The organism is Achromobacter spanius (genome assembly GCF_029637605.1).
GTDB classification, from domain to species: domain Bacteria; phylum Pseudomonadota; class Gammaproteobacteria; order Burkholderiales; family Burkholderiaceae_B; genus Achromobacter; species Achromobacter spanius_E.
In genome coordinates, this window is record NZ_CP121261.1 from 2,448,275 (window position 1) to 2,468,621 (window position 20,347).

At 66.0% G+C, this 20,347-nt stretch carries 18 protein-coding genes; 11 read left to right on the forward strand and 7 right to left on the reverse strand.

Going from position 1 to position 20,347, the window contains the following annotated elements:
* Positions 1-165: 165 nt before the first annotated feature.
* Both P8T11_RS10750 and P8T11_RS10755 read right to left on the reverse strand, forming a co-directional pair.
* Entirely contained in the window at positions 166-963 is a 798-nt protein-coding gene (locus P8T11_RS10750; protein WP_268081961.1) for a flavin reductase family protein, read from the reverse strand.
* Positions 964-974: 11 nt separating this feature from the next.
* The gene (locus P8T11_RS10755) at positions 975-2,039 is read right to left on the reverse strand and encodes an LLM class flavin-dependent oxidoreductase (RefSeq protein ID WP_268081960.1); all 1,065 of its coding nucleotides are present in this window, start codon (positions 2,037-2,039) and stop codon (positions 975-977) included.
* Between the two features lie 108 nt (positions 2,040-2,147).
* On the opposite strand from P8T11_RS10755, the gene P8T11_RS10760 reads away from it, so the two are divergent.
* Positions 2,148-3,095: a LysR family transcriptional regulator gene (locus tag P8T11_RS10760; protein ID WP_268081959.1), complete on the forward strand. Its 948-nt coding sequence runs from the start codon at positions 2,148-2,150 to the stop codon at positions 3,093-3,095.
* A 38-nt stretch (positions 3,096-3,133) separates the two neighbouring features.
* Here the strand turns inward: P8T11_RS10760 and P8T11_RS10765 are convergent, their stop codons facing one another.
* Entirely contained in the window at positions 3,134-4,012 is an 879-nt protein-coding gene (locus tag P8T11_RS10765; protein ID WP_268081958.1) for an SMP-30/gluconolactonase/LRE family protein, read from the reverse strand.
* A gap of 277 nt (positions 4,013-4,289) precedes the next feature.
* On the opposite strand from P8T11_RS10765, the gene P8T11_RS10770 reads away from it, so the two are divergent.
* From P8T11_RS10770 to P8T11_RS10800, 7 genes are read left to right on the forward strand one after another with little or no spacing between them, the layout of a single operon-like run.
* Positions 4,290-5,060 (forward strand): enoyl-CoA hydratase/isomerase family protein, encoded by a 771-nt coding sequence (locus P8T11_RS10770; RefSeq protein ID WP_268081957.1) that lies wholly within the window; start codon positions 4,290-4,292, stop codon positions 5,058-5,060.
* A gap of 2 nt (positions 5,061-5,062) precedes the next feature.
* A complete protein-coding gene (locus P8T11_RS10775; RefSeq protein ID WP_268081956.1) occupies positions 5,063-7,351 on the forward strand; it encodes an acetate--CoA ligase family protein in 2,289 nt (762 codons plus the stop codon).
* Positions 7,348-8,553: an acyl-CoA dehydrogenase family protein gene (locus P8T11_RS10780; RefSeq protein WP_268081955.1), complete on the forward strand. Its 1,206-nt coding sequence runs from the start codon at positions 7,348-7,350 to the stop codon at positions 8,551-8,553. Before P8T11_RS10775 ends, P8T11_RS10780 begins: the two co-directional genes overlap by 4 nt.
* Positions 8,550-9,494 (forward strand): acyl-CoA dehydrogenase, encoded by a 945-nt coding sequence (locus P8T11_RS10785; protein WP_268081954.1) that lies wholly within the window; start codon positions 8,550-8,552, stop codon positions 9,492-9,494. Before P8T11_RS10780 ends, P8T11_RS10785 begins: the two co-directional genes overlap by 4 nt.
* Positions 9,495-9,503: 9 nt before the next feature.
* Positions 9,504-10,262: an SDR family NAD(P)-dependent oxidoreductase gene (locus tag P8T11_RS10790; RefSeq protein WP_268081953.1), complete on the forward strand. Its 759-nt coding sequence runs from the start codon at positions 9,504-9,506 to the stop codon at positions 10,260-10,262.
* Positions 10,262-11,515 carry an SDR family NAD(P)-dependent oxidoreductase gene (locus P8T11_RS10795; protein ID WP_268081952.1) on the forward strand — a complete coding sequence of 418 codons (1,254 nt, stop codon included), beginning with the start codon at positions 10,262-10,264 and terminating at the stop codon, positions 11,513-11,515. The genes P8T11_RS10790 and P8T11_RS10795 overlap by 1 nt, the downstream gene beginning before the upstream one ends.
* Complete coding sequence (locus P8T11_RS10800) at positions 11,503-12,255, forward strand: carboxymuconolactone decarboxylase family protein (protein ID WP_268081951.1); 753 nt, start codon at positions 11,503-11,505, stop codon at positions 12,253-12,255. Before P8T11_RS10795 ends, P8T11_RS10800 begins: the two co-directional genes overlap by 13 nt.
* A 4-nt stretch (positions 12,256-12,259) precedes the next feature.
* On the opposite strand, the gene P8T11_RS10805 is transcribed toward P8T11_RS10800, so the two are convergent.
* Both P8T11_RS10805 and P8T11_RS10810 read right to left on the reverse strand, forming a co-directional pair.
* Positions 12,260-12,616, reverse strand: coding sequence for a hypothetical protein (locus P8T11_RS10805; protein WP_268081950.1), 357 nt, complete (start codon positions 12,614-12,616; stop codon positions 12,260-12,262).
* A gap of 66 nt (positions 12,617-12,682) precedes the next feature.
* Complete coding sequence (locus tag P8T11_RS10810; protein ID WP_268081949.1) at positions 12,683-13,588, reverse strand: aldose 1-epimerase; 906 nt, start codon at positions 13,586-13,588, stop codon at positions 12,683-12,685.
* A gap of 213 nt (positions 13,589-13,801) precedes the next feature.
* Here P8T11_RS10810 and mutS point away from each other — a divergent pair, with 213 nt between their 5' ends.
* From mutS to P8T11_RS10825, 3 genes are all read left to right on the forward strand, one after another.
* The gene (mutS, locus tag P8T11_RS10815) at positions 13,802-16,456 is read left to right on the forward strand and encodes a DNA mismatch repair protein MutS (RefSeq protein ID WP_268081948.1); all 2,655 of its coding nucleotides are present in this window, start codon (positions 13,802-13,804) and stop codon (positions 16,454-16,456) included.
* The gene (locus P8T11_RS10820) at positions 16,453-17,646 is read left to right on the forward strand and encodes a cupin domain-containing protein (RefSeq protein ID WP_268081947.1); all 1,194 of its coding nucleotides are present in this window, start codon (positions 16,453-16,455) and stop codon (positions 17,644-17,646) included. Before mutS ends, P8T11_RS10820 begins: the two co-directional genes overlap by 4 nt.
* Before the next feature lie 217 nt (positions 17,647-17,863).
* Entirely contained in the window at positions 17,864-18,076 is a 213-nt protein-coding gene (locus tag P8T11_RS10825) for an endopeptidase (protein WP_268081946.1), read from the forward strand.
* A 172-nt stretch (positions 18,077-18,248) separates the two neighbouring features.
* Here the strand turns inward: P8T11_RS10825 and bamC are convergent, their stop codons facing one another.
* Entirely contained in the window at positions 18,249-19,373 is a 1,125-nt protein-coding gene (bamC, locus tag P8T11_RS10830) for an outer membrane protein assembly factor BamC (RefSeq protein ID WP_268081945.1), read from the reverse strand.
* Between the two features lie 17 nt (positions 19,374-19,390).
* Positions 19,391-20,296: a 4-hydroxy-tetrahydrodipicolinate synthase gene (gene dapA, locus P8T11_RS10835; protein WP_259245901.1), complete on the reverse strand. Its 906-nt coding sequence runs from the start codon at positions 20,294-20,296 to the stop codon at positions 19,391-19,393.
* Between the last annotated feature and the right edge of the window lie 51 nt (positions 20,297-20,347).

The window sequence follows — 20,347 nt, forward strand, 5'->3', positions numbered from 1 at the left end:
AACAAGCTTGCCGCCGTGCGTTCGGCGGCAGCAAGCATGTAGTGCCCACAAAAAAATGCCCGCAAACATCGCGGGCATTCAGCGGCAATAGAAGATGCCCGCCAAATATGGCGGGCATTGTCGTGGGCCCCGTATCCGCCTGCTTAAGGCGTAAGCCTGCCCGCGCTACTGAAGCCGGACCGGCGCGATCCGATGCGTGGCGGACTTGAAATTGATCACGGGCTGCGCCTCGCGGCACGTCGTCTTGCGGATCTTGCCGACGATCAGGTCATGCGTGCCCAGCGCCTCGGTGCAGACGATATCGCATTCGATGCTGGCCAGCGCGTCCGGCAATACCGGCGTGCCCTGCCCGTTCATCACCCAGCCGCCCTGCGCGAATCGGGCCATGCCCTGCGGCTGCCCCAGAAACGCCTGCATGACGGCCTCGTGCCCCTCGCCCAGCACATTGGCCACGAAGCGGCCATGACGCAGCAAGGGCTCCCGCGCCGATGACGTCTGCTGCACAAAGAAGCCGACCATCGGCGGGTCTGCCGAAATCGATGTCAGGCTCGACACGATCATGCCGGCCACCTGTTCGCCGTCGCCTGTCGTCACGGCGCTGATACCCGCCGGCAACGAGCGCATCGCCGCCTTGAAGTCATCCACGGACACCACCTGGTCATGCTCGCTGACCACCATGTGCGCACGGATATCACCCCGTTCATCGACCCATCCGTGGGTGGCCGCGTAGTCCACCATGGCGGAAAAATCGGCTTCCCACTTCGGATCGCCCGCGTGTTGCGACAAGAAGCGCAGCACCGATGGCGACAGGCGTACATGGCGCTCGTCCTCGCGCCGCCCGACCCGCGCGATGGCGTGTTCCAGCCGTTCGCGCGGCTGTGGATCGGCCAGCACGTCCAGCCGCCGGAAGTCCGACGGATGGCGCAGCGTGATCGCCCCCGCGTTGCTCAGATAGATCTGCATCTTGCGCTCCTTCAGGCAATGGCCGTCGCGCTGCCGACTTCCTTGCGGATGGCCGGAATGATCTTGTCGCCCCACAGCTCGATCTGCTTCAGCATCGTCTTCTGATCGAAGTCGCCCAGTTGCGTCTGCAAGGCGATGTGCTTGGGCCGCAGGATGCTGATCTCTTCCAGCATCTTGTCGATCACTTCGTTCACCGAGCCCACCGGCAGGTTCTTGCGCAACTGCTCGAAGGTGGGGTCGTTTTCCGACGGCACTTCCTTGACCATGTAGCCGTCGTCGCTTTGCGCGCGACGGAATTTCAGGCTTTCGGAAATGCGGCGTTGAAAGCGCGCGCAGTCCAGATAGGCGTCGATCTCGGCCTTGTTGTCCGACGCATAGCCACAGCGCAGAAAGCCGAACTTCACATCGCGATCCAGGTCGCGGCCATTGTCCTCGGCCACTTTTTCCAGGCGGCCGCGCAGCTCGGAAATGGCGTCGTTGCCCTTGAGCAGCGCGGTGACGAACAGGTTATGGTTTTCGCGCACACCACGGCCCAGCGTCACCGGATTGCCTGACGTGATCCACAGCGGCGGCATCGGGTCTTGCAGGCAGCGCACCGCGATCGAGCTGGGCGGAATCTTCAGGAACTCGCCATCGTGTTCAAAGATCTTCTGCGTGAGCCCTTTGGGAATGACGTCAAGAAATTCATTGAAGATCGCGCCCGAGTCCGCGATCTGCACGCCAAAGCGTTCGAACTCGAATTCCTGATAGCCCGAGCCCACGCCCAGGTCCAGCCGGCCATTGGACACGGTGTCCACGAACCCCACTTCAGCCAGAAAGCGCGCGGGGTGATACAGCGGCAAGATGCACACCGCCGTGCCCAGGCGGATGCGGTGCGTCTTGGCCGCCGCGTGCGCCACCGTCATCAGCGGCGACGGCGACAAGGAATAGTTGTTGAAGTGGTGTTCGGCGTACCAGGCGGCGTCGAAACCGGCCTGCTCCGCCACCACGGTTTGTTCGATGGAGTTGTTGATGACTTGCTTTGAGGACTGGTGGTAACCTCGCTGCTGCGCCAGAATGAACACGCCGAATTCCATAATATCTCCTCATTGATTGCTTGACGTTCTGAGGAAATTCTAGAGGCCGGCAGTCATCGGATGAATACAGGAAATGCGGCGTTCTGTGCTGCGTAAAGTGGAGGAATGATGGACAGGCTGCGCGCGATGGAGCTCTTTCTATCGATCTCCAAGACCGAGAGTTTCTCTGAAACCGCTCGGCAATTCGGGGTGTCGGCAACGTCGGTATCCCGCATGATCACCGAGTTCGAAAACGAGTTGAACGTGAAGCTGCTGCTGCGTTCCACCCGTCAGGTCGTGCTGACTGAAGCCGGCCAGGAATACGCGCAACAGCTTGAATCCATCTTGTGGAACATCAACGAGGCGCATCGCAACATCACCGAAATCCGCGCCGCGCCCAAGGGCATATTGCGCGTGCATTCGCGCATGATGTTCGGCCTGGGCGTGCTGCCGCCACTGGTTGCCGCCTTTCGCCAACAGTACCCCGACATCCATATTGAACTGGTGCTGACCGAGGCCAAGGCGGACCTGCGCCGCAACAACTTCGATATCGATTTCCGTATCTCACCACCCGTGGAAGCGGGCCTGAAGCGGCGCATCCTGTTCAAGAGCGAACGCTTCCTGGTGGCCTCGCCCGCATATCTTGCCAAGCGCCCCGCGCCCGCGCAGCCCACGGATATCGCGCAGCACGATTGCCTGGCCTATCTGCTGCCAGGCGATCAAACCTGCTGGCGCTTCAAGCAGGACGAGGCCATTGAAGAAGTGCTGATCAAGCCGCGCCACGTCACCAACAACGGCGTTGCACTACTGGAACTGGCGCTGCTGGGCGAAGGCATTGCGCTCCTGGATGACTACACCGTGCATAACGATATTTCGCGCGGCACGCTGGTGCGTCTATTCCCCGATTACCACGTCACCAACACGACCTTCGAAGAAGGCATGTACGCCACCATCCTGGACACCGCGATGATCCCCGTGAAGATCCGGCTGTTCCTGGACTTCGTGGCCTCGCATGTGTCGGGGTCGGCGCTGCGGTTCACGGCGTATAACAAGATCGCCGCCGCCGAAAGCCCCTGATCAGGGGCAGGGTTCATGGCAGTAATCCGGGGCGATGATCAGGGCCGAATGCGGCAATGCCCGCGTAGCGCGCCCACGGCGCCCGCCCCCCGTATGCGCAGCAAGGCCCCATCCAGCGGGCCCGTGGCGGTCAGGCGGCCACTGTCGCTGATGGTCGTGACGAAGATATCCGCCAGATCCGGACCACCGAAACAGAGCGATGCTGGGTGCGCCACCGGAAGGTCGATGCGGCGATCCAGCTTGCCGTCGGCATCGAACCGCGCAATGGCCGACGCATGCACCAGCGCGGTCCACAAGCCGCCATCGCGATCAAAGCAACAGCCGTCCGGGGCCGAGCCCAAGGGATCGGTGTCGATGAAAACTTCCGGGGATGACAAGCGGCCGGCCTCATCCATGCGGTAGCGAAACCCCTTGCGCTGCGCGCTATCGCACACATGGAAATGTTGCCCGTCCGGATGCATGACCGGGCCGTTCACCACACCCAGCCCTTGCGCAATGCGGCTGACCCGGCCTTCCGTATCCACGCGATACAAACCGCCCAGCGGCGCTTCGCCCGCTTGCCGGTGGATATGCATGGTGCCGGCCACGAAGCTGCCATCCGGTAGCGGCGCGCCATCGTTCAGGCGCAGATGCGGATGGCTGTCGTCGATGCGTCCAATCGTGCGCAACGCGCCGTCCGACAGCCGAAGCAGCGCAAAGCTTTCTTTCAGCGCCACGATGATTTCATCATCACCGTTAAGCGCGAACGAGCCCACCGGCGCGGGCAACAACCATTCACGCATGGTGCCACTATCCGGATTGATGCTTAGCAACTGCCCGCTGCGGCAGTCCAGCATCCACAAGACATTGCCGGCCGCGTCCCACACCGGGCACTCGCCCAGCGCCGCGCGAACCGTGCCGATACGTTCGATCTGCATCAGCCAACCGCCCCTGTTCTGCTCGTCCGGCGGACGAATTCCCAAGCCATGGTATCGGCTTGAACCGCGCGGGAATATGCCGCTTTCATGCAGAACACAACCAACATTTTTGGCCTGAATCCTGGGCAATACCCGTCCATATAATCCAAAAAAGGCCGGCCGCCCCGCGCTGAAAACAGGGCTAGACCGGTCCATCGGACTCTAGGAGACACGTCATGCAGCATGCCACCGGCGCCCTGCGCGCCCTCGCCTTTTCCCCGACCTACAAGGTGCCCACATGAGCGAGGCCACCGTCACCCTGGAAGTCAACGAAGGCGTTGCGCTGGTCACGCTGAACAGCCCGCCCGTCAATGCCCTGAACCGCGCCATGCGCCGCCGCATGGTCGCCATCTTCGACGAAATATCCGAACGCGACGACATACGCTGCGCGGTGCTGACGGGCCACGGCAAGGTGTTCTGCGCCGGGGCTGACTTGAAAGACCGTCCCAACGCCGACATCGCCGGCGACTTCCTGGAACACAACCGCATCACCCGCGAAACCGGCAACGCCATCAAGGAATGCGCCAAGCCCGTGATTGCCGCCGTCAATGGCGCGGCGCTGGGCGCGGGCATGGGGGTGATGGCCGCGTGCGACATCATGTACGCATCGGACAACGCCACCTTCGGCATGCCCGAGATCAACGTGGGCCTGGCGGGCGGCGCGTCCATGTTGCGCACGCTGGTGGGCCGATCAACCTTGCGCCGCATGTTCTTCACCGGCCAGCGTCTGAGCGCGCACGACCTCTTGCGCCGCAACGTGCTGGAAGACGTACTACCGCCCGACCAGTTGCTGCCGACGGCGTTGGCCCTGGCGCACGAAATCGCATCCAAGGCGCCGCTGGCGGTGCTGTACGCCAAGCGCGCGGCCAACATGGTTGACCTGATGCCGCAGCGTGATGCCTACCGCTTCGAGCAGGACTTCACGATGACGCTGGCCAAGACGGAAGACGCCCGCGAAGCGCGCATGGCTTTCCTGGAAAAGCGCCAGCCGCAATTCAAGGGACGCTGAACATGGCGCAGACCGCACAAGCGCACAGCGCCCAGCAACATAGCCCCCAACGACATAGCCCCCAACGCGCGGGCGCCGGGCTGGCGCCGTTTTTCAAGGCAAGCAGCATCGCCGTCGTGGGCGCGTCGGATGACGTCACCAAGATCGGCGGCCGGCCCGTGCAGATGTTGATCAAGCACGGCTATGCCGGCGCCGTGTACCCCATCAACCCCAAGGGCGGTGTCATCCAGGGCTTGCCCGCCTACGCCTCGGTGCGCGACACGCCTTCTGCTCCCGAGCTGGCTATCCTGGCGGTGCCCGCCGCCGCCACGCCCGCCGCGTTGCGCGACTGCGCGGCGCGCGGCACCAAGGCCGCCATCGTGCTGTCGGCCGGCTTCACCGAAGCAGGCCCTGCCGGCACCGCGCTGCAAGCCGAGCTGGTCGCCATTGCGCGAGAACACGGCATGCGCGTGCTGGGGCCGAACTGCCTGGGCGCGGTCAATGTGGCCGACCGCCTGATCGGCTCGTTCTCGATCGCGCTGGAAGAACACATGCCGCCCTTTGGGCACGCGGGTATCGTGTCGCAGTCGGGCAATGTGGGCAGCCACACCATGCAAAGCGTGGCCCGACGCGGCATGGGCGTCAGCCGCTTCATCGCGACCGGCAACGAGGCGGACGTGGACGTGGCCGACGGCATCGCCGCGCTGGCCGACGACCCGGACACGCACATCATCCTGTGCTGCATGGAGACCTGCCGCGACGCCACCAAACTGATCAGCGCGCTGCGCCTGGCGCGCCAGCGCGGCAAACCGGTCATCGTGCTGAAGATCGGCTCCACCGAAAAGGGCCAGCAGGCGGCCGCGTCGCACACGGGCGCGCTGACCGGATCCGATGCCGTCATCGACGCCGTCTTCCGCCGCCATGGCGTGTTGCGCGTGCGCTCGGTGGAAGCGCTGATCGACATCGGCCACGCGGCGTCGATGCTGATGCCGAACCGGCTGCCGCGCAACGACGCGGCAACTCTGGTGGCGGCCTCGGGCGGCTTTGGCATCATGATGGCCGACGCCATGAGCGAGGCCGGGATGACGCTGCCCGCGCTGGCGCCGCTGACGCAGCAACGCATCCACGAAGCGGTGCCCACCGCCAGCACCGGCAACCCGGTCGACGCGTCTGCGCAGATGTCGAGCCGGCCAGACATTCTGCTGAAGATGCTGACCGCGCTGCTGGAAGACCCTTCAGACAGTTCGCTGGTGTTGTTCATGTCGCTGTCGCTATACAACACGCGGCTGCGCGGCATCTACCTGGAAGCGCTGGCGCAGGTACGCGCCAGCCATCCGGATCGCCTGCTGATGATCATCAGCCAGGGGCCGGCGGACGCCATCGAACAGATCAACGCGCTGGGCATCCCCGTGTTCGCCAGCATCGACGCCGCCGCGACGGGCTTGTCGGGATTGGCACGGCTGGGGCAGTTGCGTGCGATGGGCGGGGCTGACATTGCGGCTGGGGCCGGTTCCACGGCGGCAACACCGCTTGCAGAGCCCGCCGACGCTTCGATTGCAGCCGTCGACAATTCGCCCCCCGCCCCTTCCGCCGTCGACCCCATCGTCTTCAAGAATGAGTTCCACGCCAAGCAGGCGCTCGGCAACGCGGGCATCGACGTGCCGCGCGAAGTGATTGCCACGGACGCCGACGCGGCGGTTCGCGCCGCCGACGCCATCGGCTACCCCGTCGTGCTGAAGATCACGTCGGAAGACGTGGCGCACAAGACCGAGGCGGGTGGCGTGGCGCTAAATGTGGCCGATGCGCAAGCCGTGCGCACAGCCCATGCGCGCATTCTTGCCAACGTGGCGCGCCACGCGCCCGCCGCCCGCATCGACGGCGTGCTGGTGGCGCCGATGCTGCGCGGCGGCACGGAGATGATCGCGGGCGTGTCGCAAGACCCGGTCTTCGGGCCGATCGTCATGGTGGGCATGGGCGGCATCTTCGCCGAAGTGTTGAACGACGTGGCGGTGCAGGCCGCGCCCGTCACCGAAGACGAGGCGATGGCGATGATCCGTTCCCTGAAGATGTTCCCGATTCTGGACGGTGCGCGCGGGCAGCCCAAGGCCGACGTGGCCGCCGCCGCGCGCAGCGTGGCCCGCCTGTCGGAATTCGCGTTCCGGCACCGCGACGACATCGCCGACATCGACATGAACCCCATTCTGGTACGGCCACAGGGCCAGGGCGTGGTGGTGCTGGACGCGTTGATGATTCCGCGCGCCGCACCTGAGCCTGCGCTCGCGCCGGCGCCCGTACTGCAAGGACAAGCATGAACTTCGAACAACAGGTGATCGTTCCCGACCCCGCCTCGGGCGTCGAGGTCTACCGGCAACACGCGCGCAACTGGCTGCGCGCCAATCTGCCGGATTTCATGCGCGCGGACAGCCTGGACTGGCGCGCGGCCACGCTGGCCGAAAGCAGCGCCTGGGAAGCGGCGATGCACCAGGCCGGCCTGGCCGGCATGACCTGGCCCAAGGCCTATGGTGGTCACGGGCTGACCCTGCGCGAGCATCTGGCGGTGAACAAGGAAATCGGTGCGCTGCCGATGCCGGAAAGCGTCAGCTCCATCGGCAAGGAACTGGCCGGCCCCATCATCATGGCCGTCGGCGACGAGGTCCAGAAGCAGGCCTTCCTGCCCGAAATCCTGACGATGCGGCAGTTCTGGTGCCAGGGTTTTTCCGAACCGGACGCGGGTTCGGACCTGGCGCGGCTGCGCACGAAGGCCGTGCAGGAAGGTGAGCATTGGCGCATCAACGGCCAGAAGATCTGGACCAGCGGCGCGGCCAAGGCGCATTACTGCCTGCTGCTGACCCGCACCGGCACCGTGGCGGACAAGCACCGGGGGCTGCTGATGTTCGCCGTGCCGATGGACACGCCGGGCATCCGCGTGGTGCCGATCAAGTCGATTGACGGCAAAGAGTCATTCGCCGAAGTCTTCTTCGACGACGTGATCGTGCCCGACAGCGCGCGCCTGGGCGCACCGGACGAAGGCTGGAACGCCGCCATCCGCGTGCTGTCGATCGAACGCGCCACCAACCGCATGTACCGCCCCTGGCGCTTCGAATGCGAACTGCGCCAGTTGATCGCGGCGTGCAAATCCGACATCCGGCTTGCCGCGACGCTGGACGATGGCTACGTGCAACGTCGCGTCGGCGACCTGGTCGCCGAGATCGACGGATTGAAGGGGCTGGTCGAACTGACGGTTGAACGCATGCTGCGCGGTGAATCCATCGGCGCGCGCGGGTCCTTGACCAAGCTGTATTGGTCCGAATGCCATCAGGCGTTTGCCGGCCTGGCGCTATCGCTGCTGTCGCAGGTGGGGCCGCATTCCAGCCCCTTGGCGCGGCGCGCCCACCAGGCCTTTACCAACGCGTATCTGTTCGCGCGCGCCGAGACGATCTACGCCGGCACCACGGAAGTGCAGCTGGATGTGATTGCGCAGCGCGTCATGAACCTACCCAAGGATTTGACATGAGTAGCGAAGAACTGCGTCCCGAAGAGTTCGCGCAAGCCGCCGACGCGGCCATTGCCGATGCGCTGTCGCGCCAGCATCCGCATGCGATGGCCGCCGTGCTTGCCCAGGCGGGCCTGTGCGGCGTGATGGCTGACGAGGCTGACGGCGGCCTGGGCCTGGACTTGGCGTTTGCCCTGCCCATCGCCCACGCGGCGGGCCGGCTGCAACTGCCCTTGCCGCTGGCCGAGCAGATCTTGCTTGCCCAAGCGTTGTCCGGCACGCCGCACGCCGCTGCGCTGGTGGCGGGCGAACGGCTGGCCGGCATTGCCTGGCAAGGCAGCTTGCAGGAAGGCAGCGCCCGGCTGGACCATGGGCCGGCGGACTGGGTGTTGGTGGCAGACGGCGACGGCGCGGCGCTGGTCGATGTCAGCGATGCCACGCACGAGCCTCAAGCAACGCTGGACCCGGAGCATCCGCAAGTGTGGTTAGCGCTGGAAGGCGCGCCGGTGCTGGCGCGACTTGATGCGCAGGCTTGGCGCGCGTTGCAAGGCTCGGCCCGGTTGCTGCTGGCCGAATTCGCCAACGGCGCGGCCGAAGGGGCGCTGCAAGCCGCCGCCAGCTACTTGGCTACGCGCGTGCAATTCGGCCGTCCGCTGTCGGCCAAGCAGGCCGTGCGGCATCTGCTGGCGCGCATGCGCCTGGTGCAGGACGTGTCCAGCGCCGCCATTCGCCGCGCAATGCACACCGACGAATTCGGCGCGCCGCGCGACACCCGGCCCGCGCTGGCCGGCGCCATCGCCAACGCCGCCTTCGTCATCGAGAAAGCCATCCACCTGCACGGCGGCATGGGCTTCACCTGGGAGCTGCCCTTGCACCCCGCGCTGCGCGCGGTACGCAAGCTGGATGCGGCGTTCAGCGGCTTGTCGCGCGCAACGGGCCGCGCATTCATTGAATCGGTGTAGGAAGAAACCATGCAACAGGATCTGGTTGGGCGCGTTGCGCTCGTCACCGGCGCAGGCGCCGGCATCGGCCGCGCCACGGCTCGCGCGCTTGCCGCGCGCGGCGCTGTCGTGGGCATCAACGATTTAAAACAGGACCTGGTGGATGCGGCTGTCGCCGACATCAACGCCGCCGGCGGCAAGGCGTTTGCGGTGGTGCAGAACGTATCGTCGCGCGAAGGCATCGCGCAGGCCGTGCGCCAGGCAGCCGAACATGGTTCGCGCTTTGACATCCTGGTCAACAACGCGGCCTGGGTACGCTACCAAAGCGCCGCCGAGATCCAGGCCGACACGATGGACCGCATGCTGGACATCGGTTTCAAGGCGGTGATCTGGGGCATCCAGGCGGCCGCCGAGGCGATGGACCCGGAACGCGGAGGCGCGATCGTCAACGTGGCGTCCACCGCCGCGCTGAAATCCGCACCCGCGTCGATGGTGTATTCAGGCATCAAGGCCGGGGTGCTGGGCATTACGCGCGCGGCCGCGGCCGAGCTGGGCGGACGCGGCATTCGCGTCAACGCCGTCTGCCCCTCGGCCGTGCCGACGGAAGGCACGCAGCGCAACCGCAACGCCGAACGCGACGCGCGTCGCATCGCCAGCACGCCGATGGGGAGGCTGGGCACGGTGGAGGACGTGGCCAGCGGCATTGCCTTCCTGGCCAGCGACGAAGCCCGCTTCATCACGGCGCAGGCGCTGGTGGTGGACGGCGGCATCACGTTCACCACGCTCTGATGGAAACGGTGCTGTTGACGGGCGCGGCCAGCGGCATCGGCCGCGCCACGGCCTGGCGGCTGGCCCGGCTGGGGCGACGCTGCGTGCTGGTGGACCGCAATGCGGAAGCGCTGGAGGGGTTGCTGGCGGCGCTGCGCGCGGCGGCATTGAGCGCCGATTCCTTGAACGCCGGAGCCGCGCACGTCTCTGGATCGCTGCCTGCCGCGTCGGCCACCACCAAGCTCGAACATCTTGCCCGCGTCGCGGACCTGACCGATCCTGGCCAGATCAACGCGCTGGCCGACGACATGCCGCCGCTGGATGCCATCATCAACAACGCGGGCATGACGGACGCCAGCAATCTGCCCGCCGTCGACCAAGCCGATGACAACTGGCAGCGGCTGCTGGACCTGAACCTGCACGCGCCGGCACGGCTGCTGCGCGCCCTGCACGGACGGTTGACGCGGCATGCACGCATCGTCAATGTGGCCTCAGGCGCGGGGCTGCGCGCGATTCCGATGCGAGGGGCGTATAGCCCCAGCAAGGCCGGACTGATCGCGCAAACCCAAGCCTTGGCCCTGGCGCACCCGGAACGTCGCGTCAGCGTGCTGTGTCCCGGATTCGTGCAAACAGAGCTGGTCGACGGACTGATCGCATCCGGCCGACTGGACCCCGTGCGCGCGGTCGCCAAGATTCCGTTGGGCCGATTGGCCGCCCCCGAGGAAATCGCCTGCGCCCTGGCCTTTCTGGCCAGCGACCACGCGGCACTCGTCTCGGGCGGCCGCTTGTCAGTGGACGGCGGATCGTCGGTGTTTGGCGGCAGCCAGGCCTATGCCCCCAGCGGCATCGCGCAAGCGTCCTGTGATACGCCGTTGTCCTTGACCGTGCATGGCCACTGGCCGGCGCTACGCGGCACGGACGTGCGCGACGGCTACCGCGCGATACTCGACGCCACCGTGTTGGCGAGCCCGCCCGGCGGGCGTCTGGCCGCCACCTTGGCCGCCGCCCGCCGCCATGGCGGGGGCGATGCGCCCGGCAGCCTGACGCTGCTCTTGCCACGCGCCGCTGACACGGATTGGGAACACGCGGGGGACGACGCCGCTGCACGCATGCTGATCGCCACGCTCGCCTGCGAATGGGGGCCGCGCGCGCGGCGCATCAACGCCGTCGAAATCGCCTCGGCGGAGCCGAACCCCGCGCTATCGCCGCTGCTGCGCTTCGTAGCCGGCGCAGAATCCCAATACCTGACCGGACAAACGCTATGCACCCACTAGACGACCGGGATGCCATTAAATCGCGCTTCATCGCCGCACGCGGCTACTGGCGGCCATGGACCGAGGCGCTACTGCGCGCCAACCCCGCGTTTCTGTCGCACTACGCGGACTACGCGGGGTATCCGGCGCGAACGGGGCCGTTGACTCCCCGCATGGTGGAACTGGTTTATGTGGCGCTGGACGCCTCGGCCACGCATCTGTACGAGCCCGGTCTGGCGACCCATCTGCGCATGGCACGCGAAGCCGGCGCCAGCGAAGCCGATGTGTTCGACGTGCTGCACCTGGTCACCGTGCAAGGCCTGAGCGCCGTGCTGCAAGCCGCCGACATGCTGCATCAAGCCGCCCCGGTCGCAGCCTTGCCCCCGGATGAAGCCCTTTGCGCCCGCATTCATGCGCGCTGGCCCGAGCAAGCACCAAGCCTGCTGCGACTGGCGGCGCAAGATCCTGGCTATGTGGCCGTGATGCTAGATTTTGTTGAAGGCGGCGCGCCGGCCGCTGGCTTGACACCCGCCGAGCGGCTATTGGTGCGCATCGCGCTGCACGCCTGCTTCACGCAGGCAGACCGCCAAACGTTGCAGACGCTGATCCCGCATGCGCTGGCCGAAGGCGTCGCGCGTGACGAGATCCTGCAAGTGATTCAGTTGGGCGCGCATCTGGCCGTGCATGGTGCGTCATTGGGCGCAACGGCTTACGCAAAGATGGCTGGTGGCGTTGCGCCACCGGCGGAAGGCCCCGTTTGACCCGTCAGGCCTGCCCTTCCCGTTTGGCGCGAGCGTGCGGATCGTTGATCTCCGCTTCCAGTTCGGCGATCAGCCAGTCGAACCAGCCCTTCTCGGTCCGCGCATAGACCACGGCGGCCGGCGTCTTGCCGTCGCGCCAGCCCGGTTGATGCGTGTCCATCCAGGAGGCCAGGCTCTTGTGCGGCGCCAGCAGGCCCGACAGCCATGCCCATAAATAATCAGGCACGTTGCGCCGAAAACCCTTTGCACTGGCGTACAGCGTGGGCTCAAGCGGCAGGCTGCCCGAGCGGGCCAGCTTCGCCTGCACCCGGCGCAGCGTTTCGGCCGCGGCCTGCAATTGTTCGGTGCTGAGCTTTTTCACGTAGGAACTCCTGGATTGGGTTGACGGATTATCGCCGGAGGAAGCGGCGCTTTCAAAGTCCGGCCTTCAGCGTTGGCCCCTGGGCGGCGTCAGCGCCATCAAGGCCGTTGCCGCCAAGCGCGCTCCCGGCTCCAGCACCTGCATCCCGGTACGCGTTTCGCCGGCCGCCGCCAGGTTGAAGGCATCCGCCACATTGGTGACCGGCTCCACGCACAGAAACTCCGACCCGGGCGCGGTATAGACAACAAGATGCGCGAACGCCGGGTCCGCGTGCAGCGCCAGTTCGTGGCCGTCGGCCCAGTGCAGCGTGGCGCGCCCTTCCCATTGCGACAGATAGGTATCGCAACCCTCGGCCGACCGGCGCACTTCGCGCACATGCTTGACCCGGCTGCCGGTGGGCAAGCCGTTCGCATCGGCGGGCCACAGGCGCCGCGCGTTCAGCGCCACGCGCTCGGCGGTGAAGTACGGATGGATACCCAGGCCACAGGGCATGGGCGAGTCGCCCTGGTTGATCAGGCTAAGCGACAGGCTCAAACCACGCGCATCCAGCCGATAGCGCTGCACGCACTCGAACGGCCAGGGCCAACCCAGCACACCCGCCGGCTGGTTCAACACCAGGTCGATACTGTTTGGCGTGTGATTGCGCACCTGCCACGGCTGGAACAGGCCCGCCCCATGGATGGCCTGCGGCCGGCCCGGCACCGATTCCAGCACGTGGCGCGCGCCATTGAACGTGAACACGCCGTCGCGAATGCGGTTGGAATACGGCGCCAGCGGGTAGGACCCCGCGCGCGGCCACTTTCCGGCCGGCCACTCGGTGGCGGTCAGCGGCACGATCCAGTCATGCGCCCCCGTGGACAAGCGGGTCAGCCGCCCCCCGCCCCCAGGCGCGAATTCGGCACGGTGCGCCCCACTGGAAATCGTTACGCGCTCAAGGGCGTTGACGGGGTCGGGAAAAGGAAAATCCGACATCTGCTGCTCCCACGGCCATCACAGGGCCGCGTCGTGCGATTGTGCCGCCGGCGGTCGGGCGCGGCAAATCCATAGCACCGAACGGGGCACAATCGAGAACTTGCCGGCGAGCCGCCGCGCAATCATCGGCCCGACCCCGATTACGACAAACAAGCGCCAAAACCATCCTGCCCCCCACCGCACGCCCCCGCCCGCCCCGATACAATCACGGGCATGAATTCAGCAACACAACCCACCGCCGCCGAGGCCCACGCGGGCCATACTCCCATGATGCAGCAGTACCTTCGCTTGAAAGCGGAGGCTGGCCCCTTGCTGCTCTTCTACCGCATGGGCGACTTCTATGAAATGTTCTACGAAGACGCCGAGCGCGGCGCGCGCCTGCTCAACCTCACGCTGACCAAGCGGGGTTCGTCCAACGGCACGCCCATCCCCATGGCCGGCCTGCCCGTACACGCCATGGAGCAATACCTGGCGCGGCTGGTCGCCATGGGCGAGTCCATCGCCATCTGCGAACAGATTGGTGACCCGGCTGCATCCAAGGGGCCGGTAGAACGCCGCATCGTGCGCATCGTCACCCCCGGCACCTTGACCGACGACGCGCTGCTGCCCGCCAAGGCCGACCGCGCGCTGGCTGCTGTGTTCGTGTCCGGCAATGCCCGCGCGCCGCGCGCCGGCCTGGCCTGGCTGAACCTGGCCAGCGGCGAATTCCGCGTCACCGAATGCGCGCCGGCCCAACTGGAATCCGAGCTGCATCGCATTGCGCCCGCCGAGATTATCTGCGCCGACAACGCCGTCTTTGAATTTCCCTTCGAAGGCGCGCGTTCGCGCGTGCCGGACTGGCACTTTGAAAGCGATGGCGCCCGCGCGCATCTGCTGGCGCATTTCAAGACCGATACGCTGGCGGGCTTCGATATTGAAGACATGCCGGCCGGCATCTGCGCCGCCGGCGCCTTGCTGCGCTATGCGGCGCGCACGCAATCGCAGGCGCTGGCGCACGTGCAAAGCCTGTCGGCCGAACGTCCGGGGCAATATGTGCTGCTGGACCCGGTCACCCGCCGCAACCTGGAACTGACGCAAACGCTGTCGGGCGAAGATGCGCCCACGCTGTTTTCGCTGCTGGACGCTTGCCGCACGCCCATGGGCAGCCGCCTGCTGCGCCGCTGGCTGCACCATCCCTTGCGCGAGAACGAACAGGCCCTGGCGCGCCAGCAGGCCATTTCGGCGCTGTTGGCCGGCCGCATGGACGTGGAACAAACGTTTGGGTCGGCCGGCTTGCTGGAAGCGCTGCGCGCCGCGCTGAACGCCTTTCCCGATATCGAACGCATCGCGGCACGTCTGGCGCTGCGCTCGGTGCGCCCGCGTGAACTGGCCAGCCTGCGCGACGCCCTGCAATCGCTGCCCGCGCTGCGCGACCTGGTCGAACCCATGGCGGGCTCGCCGCGCCTGGGTGAATTGGTGTCGCACCTGTCGGTGGACCCGGCGCTGGCCGCATTGCTGGTGCGCGCCATTGCGCCGGAACCGGCCGTCGCCATCCGCGATGGCGGTGTGCTGGCCACGGGCTTTGATGCCGAACTTGACGAGCTGCGCGGCCTGGCGGCCGATGGTGGCGATTTCCTGGTGCAACTGGAAGCCCGCGAGCGCGAGCGCACCGGCATCAGCAACCTGCGCGTGGAATTCAACCGCGTGCATGGCTTCTATATTGAAGTCAGCAAGGGCCAGACGGCCAAGGTACCGGAAGACTACCGCCGCCGGCAGACGCTGAAAAACGCCGAACGCTACATCACGCCTGAACTCAAGACCTGGGAAGACAAGGTCTTGTCCGCGCAAGACCGTTCGCTGGCGCGCGAGAAATGGCTGTTTGAGCAATTGCTGGATGTGCTGGCCGAACACGTGCGGCCCTTGTCGGACTGCGCCGCCGCGCTGGCCGAGCTGGACACGCTGGCCGCGTTGGGTGAACACGCGCGCCGCCACGACTGGATTGCGCCTGATCTTTCCGAAAACGCCGACATCGACATCGACGCCGGCCGCCACCCCGTGGTGGAACACGCCATTGAACGTTTCACCCCCAACGGCTGCCGGCTGGATCCGGCGCGCCGCATGCTGTTGATTACCGGCCCGAACATGGGCGGTAAATCGACCTATATGCGGCAGGTGGCACTGATTGTGCTGCTGGCACGCATCGGCAGCTTCGTGCCGGCCGCGCGTGCCCGCATCGGCAAGATCGACCGCATCTTCACCCGCATCGGCGCCGCCGATGACCTGGCGGGCGGGCGCTCGACCTTCATGATGGAAATGACCGAGGCGGCCGCCATCCTGTCGGCCAGCACGCCCAACAGCCTGGTGCTGATGGACGAGATCGGCCGTGGCACGTCCACTTATGACGGTCTGGCGCTGGCCTGGGCCATTGCCTGCCGCCTGCTGGCGCACAACCGCGCGCTGACGCTGTTTGCCACCCACTACTTTGAACTGACGCGACTGCCGGCCGAACAGCCCGCGTCGGCCAACGTGCACCTGGCCGCCGCGGAATCCGCCGCCGGCATCGTGTTCCTGCACGAAGTGCGCGAAGGCCCGGCCAGCCGCAGCTATGGGATTCAGGTCGCGCAACGCGCCGGCGTGCCGGCGGCGGTCATCCGCCAGGCCACGCGCGAGCTTGAACGGCTGGAAGCGCAAGGCGCGCCGACGCCGCAGTTGGGCTTGTTCTCGGCCGCGGCCGATGCCGACGCGCAAGCCTACGCCCAGGCCGAACGGCACGACGCCATCGAAGCCCTGGACGCGCTGCGCGAAGAGCTTGCCACCATCGACCCCGACAGCCTCACCCCGCGCGAAGCGCTGGACGCCCTCTACCGCCTGAAGAAGCACCTTCAATGAACCTCGACCAACCCTTGCCGCTCTTGGGCAATCAAAGCCCCAACGACTTCATGCGCCGCTACTGGCAGCGCAAGCCGCTGCTGATCCGCCAGGCCATTCCCGGCTTCAAGCCGCCCCTGGCCATCGCCGCCATCAAGAAGCTGGCGAAGCGCGACGACGTGGAATCGCGCCTGATCTGGCGCGAGAACGGCGAATGGCAAATGGAAAGCGGCCCCTTCGCGCGCCTGCCCAAGGACAACGAGGGCGACTGGACGCTGCTGGTGCAAAGCGTTGATCTGCTTAGCGATGCCGCGTCTGAACTGATGGGCCTGTTCCGCTTCATTCCCGACGCCCGGCTTGACGACGTGATGGTCAGCATTGCCAGCCATGGCGGCGGCGTGGGGCCGCACTTCGACAGCTACGACGTCTTTCTGCTGCAAGCCGCGGGCGAACGCGAATGGCGTTATGGCCGCCAGAAAGACCTATCGCTGGAACCGGGCCTGCCCTTGAAGATCCTCAGCAATTTCCAGCCCGAGGAAAAAGCGGTGCTGTCGCCGGGCGACATGCTGTATCTGCCGCCCCAGGCCGCGCACGACGGCGTTGCCGTGGGTGACGGCTGCATGACCATCTCGATCGGTTTCCGCGCCCCCACCCAGGCCATCCTGGCGCGCGGCCTGCTCGAAGCCGCGGCGGACCAGGTGATGGCGCGCGTGGGCTTGCTGGGCGGCCCCTATGGCGAACCCGCGCTGCCCGGCCCGAAACTGTCGGCGGTGTACCGCGACCCGGGGCAACCCGCCGTCGACACGCCGGCCGCCTTGCCCGATGCGCTGGTGGCCGCCACGCTGGAAACAGTTGAAAAGCTGCGTTTTGACGATGCGCTGGCATCGCGCTTTCTAGGCTGCTGGCTGACCGAACCCCACAACCAAAGTGTCTTTGACGCGGCGGATGGCATCGACGTGGATCTGGAAGAGGCCTGGCCCGATGCTGGCCGCCTGGTATTGGACCGCCGCAGCCGCATGCTCTATCGCGGCAAACAGCTCTTCATCAACGGTGAAACCGCCATGACGCCCGCCGACGCCGCACTACGCAAGCTGGCCGACGCCCGTAGCCTGGATTGCGCAGACCCCGCTTGCGCCAAGTTGTCGCCCGAGGCTCGCTCCTGCCTGGCGGATTGGCTGGATTCCGGCTGGTTGCACTACGTGGCGGCGTAGTATCCGGACACGCCGACGTATCGGATTCGAACAGAACGCAATCAGATCCCCTCCCGGGGACACATAAGGAAAGAGATAACACCAAGCTGAAAGGTTTGTTGCCGTTCGGATGCGACCTTTTTAACTTTCACACGCGCTGCGGCCCTGGCTTCCTGTAGCCTGAGTTCTGGTTTCCCCTAAGGGGGTTTCAAGAGTCGTCATCTACAGGAGTCCAAAAATGATGAGCAAAACCTTGATTATTGCCTCGGTGCTGGCCGTCTCGCTCAGCGCTTGCGACAAGAAGGAAGATGCCCCGGCGCCCGCGACCACCCCGGGGGCAAGCACGCCCGCCCCCACGACCACGCCGCCGGCCACCCCGGCTCCCACGCCCGGCACCACCCCTGGCGGCGGTTCCACCACCCCGGGCGGCTCGACCACCCCCGCGTCTTAATAAAACAGAGACGAACCCCCGCTCTGAAGACGCAAAAAAACCTCGGCAAGCAAATCGCCGAGGTTTTTTTGCGTCTGCATACCGCCTGCGCAAAATAAAAAAGGCCCCCGATTCGAAGCTCGGGGGCCTTGGCGTTTTTAAGCCGGCACGCAGGGCGCCGGCTTGACGCGATTTACATCTTGTCCTTCAGGACGCTCAGCAGTCGCTGGGCCGTGGCGCTGTTGTCGCGCGCGCCGTTGGCGTCCAGCACCGTCACCGTGGTTTGCTCACCGCTGCCGGCCAGGTGGATACGGTACTGCGGGGCTTCGGCCTTCTTGTCGCCCGAGAAGAGACGGCTGAAGAAGCCCGGCTGCTCGTTCTGCTCGCCCGTGTCGGTGTCGACGTAGCGAACGAAGTAGTCGCCAGCCGAGCGGTCGCGGTCATCAACAGCAAAACCGCCGCCGTCCAGGGCCACGCCAACACGGCGCCAGGCGCGGTCAAACGATTCGGCCACCAGCAAGGACGTGCCTTGACTGCGAACGTCTTCCTGCACCGCAGGCTTTTGCGGCGAGGCTTCCGCCTGCTGCACCAGCTTGCGGGCGCTGTCCACGTCGGAGCCCAGATAGACCAGCATGCGGGCAAGCATGGCGGCGTTCAGGCCCGGATCTTCCTGGCCGTTTTGCCATTGCACCTGGCCACCGTCGGCGCCAACGCGCTTTTCAAGCATCTGGCGATGGCTGACATAGACCTCGGTGTGGCCGTCGACGCGTTCGACGCGGGTGCGGAATTTCTCGCGCTCGCCGCTATCCCAAGCCGATTCCAACACGGCGCCCAGCGCTTGGCGCAGCCAGCTTTCCGGAATTTTGGCGCGGTTTTCCGCCCAGTCGGTTTCGATCAAACCGGCGGCCGGGTTGTTGTTGGCAACGGTAAAGCCGTTTTCAGTCCAGAAGTCGACCAAACGGGGGAAGACTTCTTCCGGCGGGCGCTCCACCACCAGCCAGCGCAGGTCGCCATCGCGCTCAACCCGCATGTCTTGGCGGTCGGGCAATACGTTGCTGGTCTTCGGGGCGGTGGCTTGCGCCTGGCCCTGCTGCTGGAATTGCGAGTACGTCGTCGAGCCCGACGCCGGCGCGCGATAACGCGGGTCGCTATTGGCCTGAGTCAGATCCGGCGGGATGCTCAGAGGCTCCCCACGCTGGGTGACGGCGCTCTTGTAGTCGACAGATTCTTCATTGCCCAGGAATTCATTGACCTCGCTGCAGCCGGCCAACAACACCAGAGACATCAATGCCGACAAACCGGCATGACGTTTGTTCATACGTATCCTCACGATATTTAGAGCAGACCCGTTTCCTGGAGCGCGCGACGCACGACTTCGTGGTTCTGCGTACCCAGTTCAACCAGCGGGAGCCGGTAGCCCAGTGCGCTGCGGCCCATTTCGGCCAACGCCCACTTGACGGGGATGGGATTGGCTTCAACGAACAAAGCCTTGTTCAGACGGGCCAGATAGGCATTAAGTTCACGCACCTTCGGCACGTCGCCCGCCAGCGCGGCGGCACAGAGGTCGCGCATGAGCTTAGGGGCCACGTTGGCGGTCACGGAGATATTGCCGCGCGCGCCCAGCAGGATCAGGGCGGCGGCGGTGGGGTCATCGCCACTGAAAACCTGGAAGTCGGCAGGCGCTTCACGCAGCAGCAGGCCACCGCGGGCGATGTCGCCGGTGGCGTCCTTGATGCCGATGATGCCGGGCACCTGCGCCAGGCGCAGGACCGTTTCATTGGACATGTCGGCCACGGTGCGGCCCGGCACGTTGTACAGAATGGTGGGCAGGTCCACGGCTTCCGCGATGGTGCGGAAGTGGCGGTACAGGCCTTCTTGCGACGGCTTGTTGTAATAAGGAACGACCGACAGCCCGGCATGCGCACCCACGGCCTTCGCGTGGTTGGCCAGATGAATGGCTTCGTCGGTGGAGTTGGCGCCCACGCCAGCGATGACCGGGATGCGGCCCGCGGCATGTTCCACCGCAACACGGATCAGTTCCGCGTGCTCTTCCATGGACACCGTGGGTGATTCCCCGGTGGTGCCCACCACCACGAGCGCGTCGGTTCCTTCCTGGACGTGCCAGTCGATCAGGGACCGGTAGGCTGCGTAGTCCAAGCTGCCGTCGGGCTGCATGGGAGTGACCAGGGCCACCAAGCTGCCCTGGAAATTAACGCCTGCGGCGGTTGCAGGGGATGCCATAAATGTAGGGCTCCAACGCCCCGCGGCAGGATGCCCCAGGGCCAGAATCAA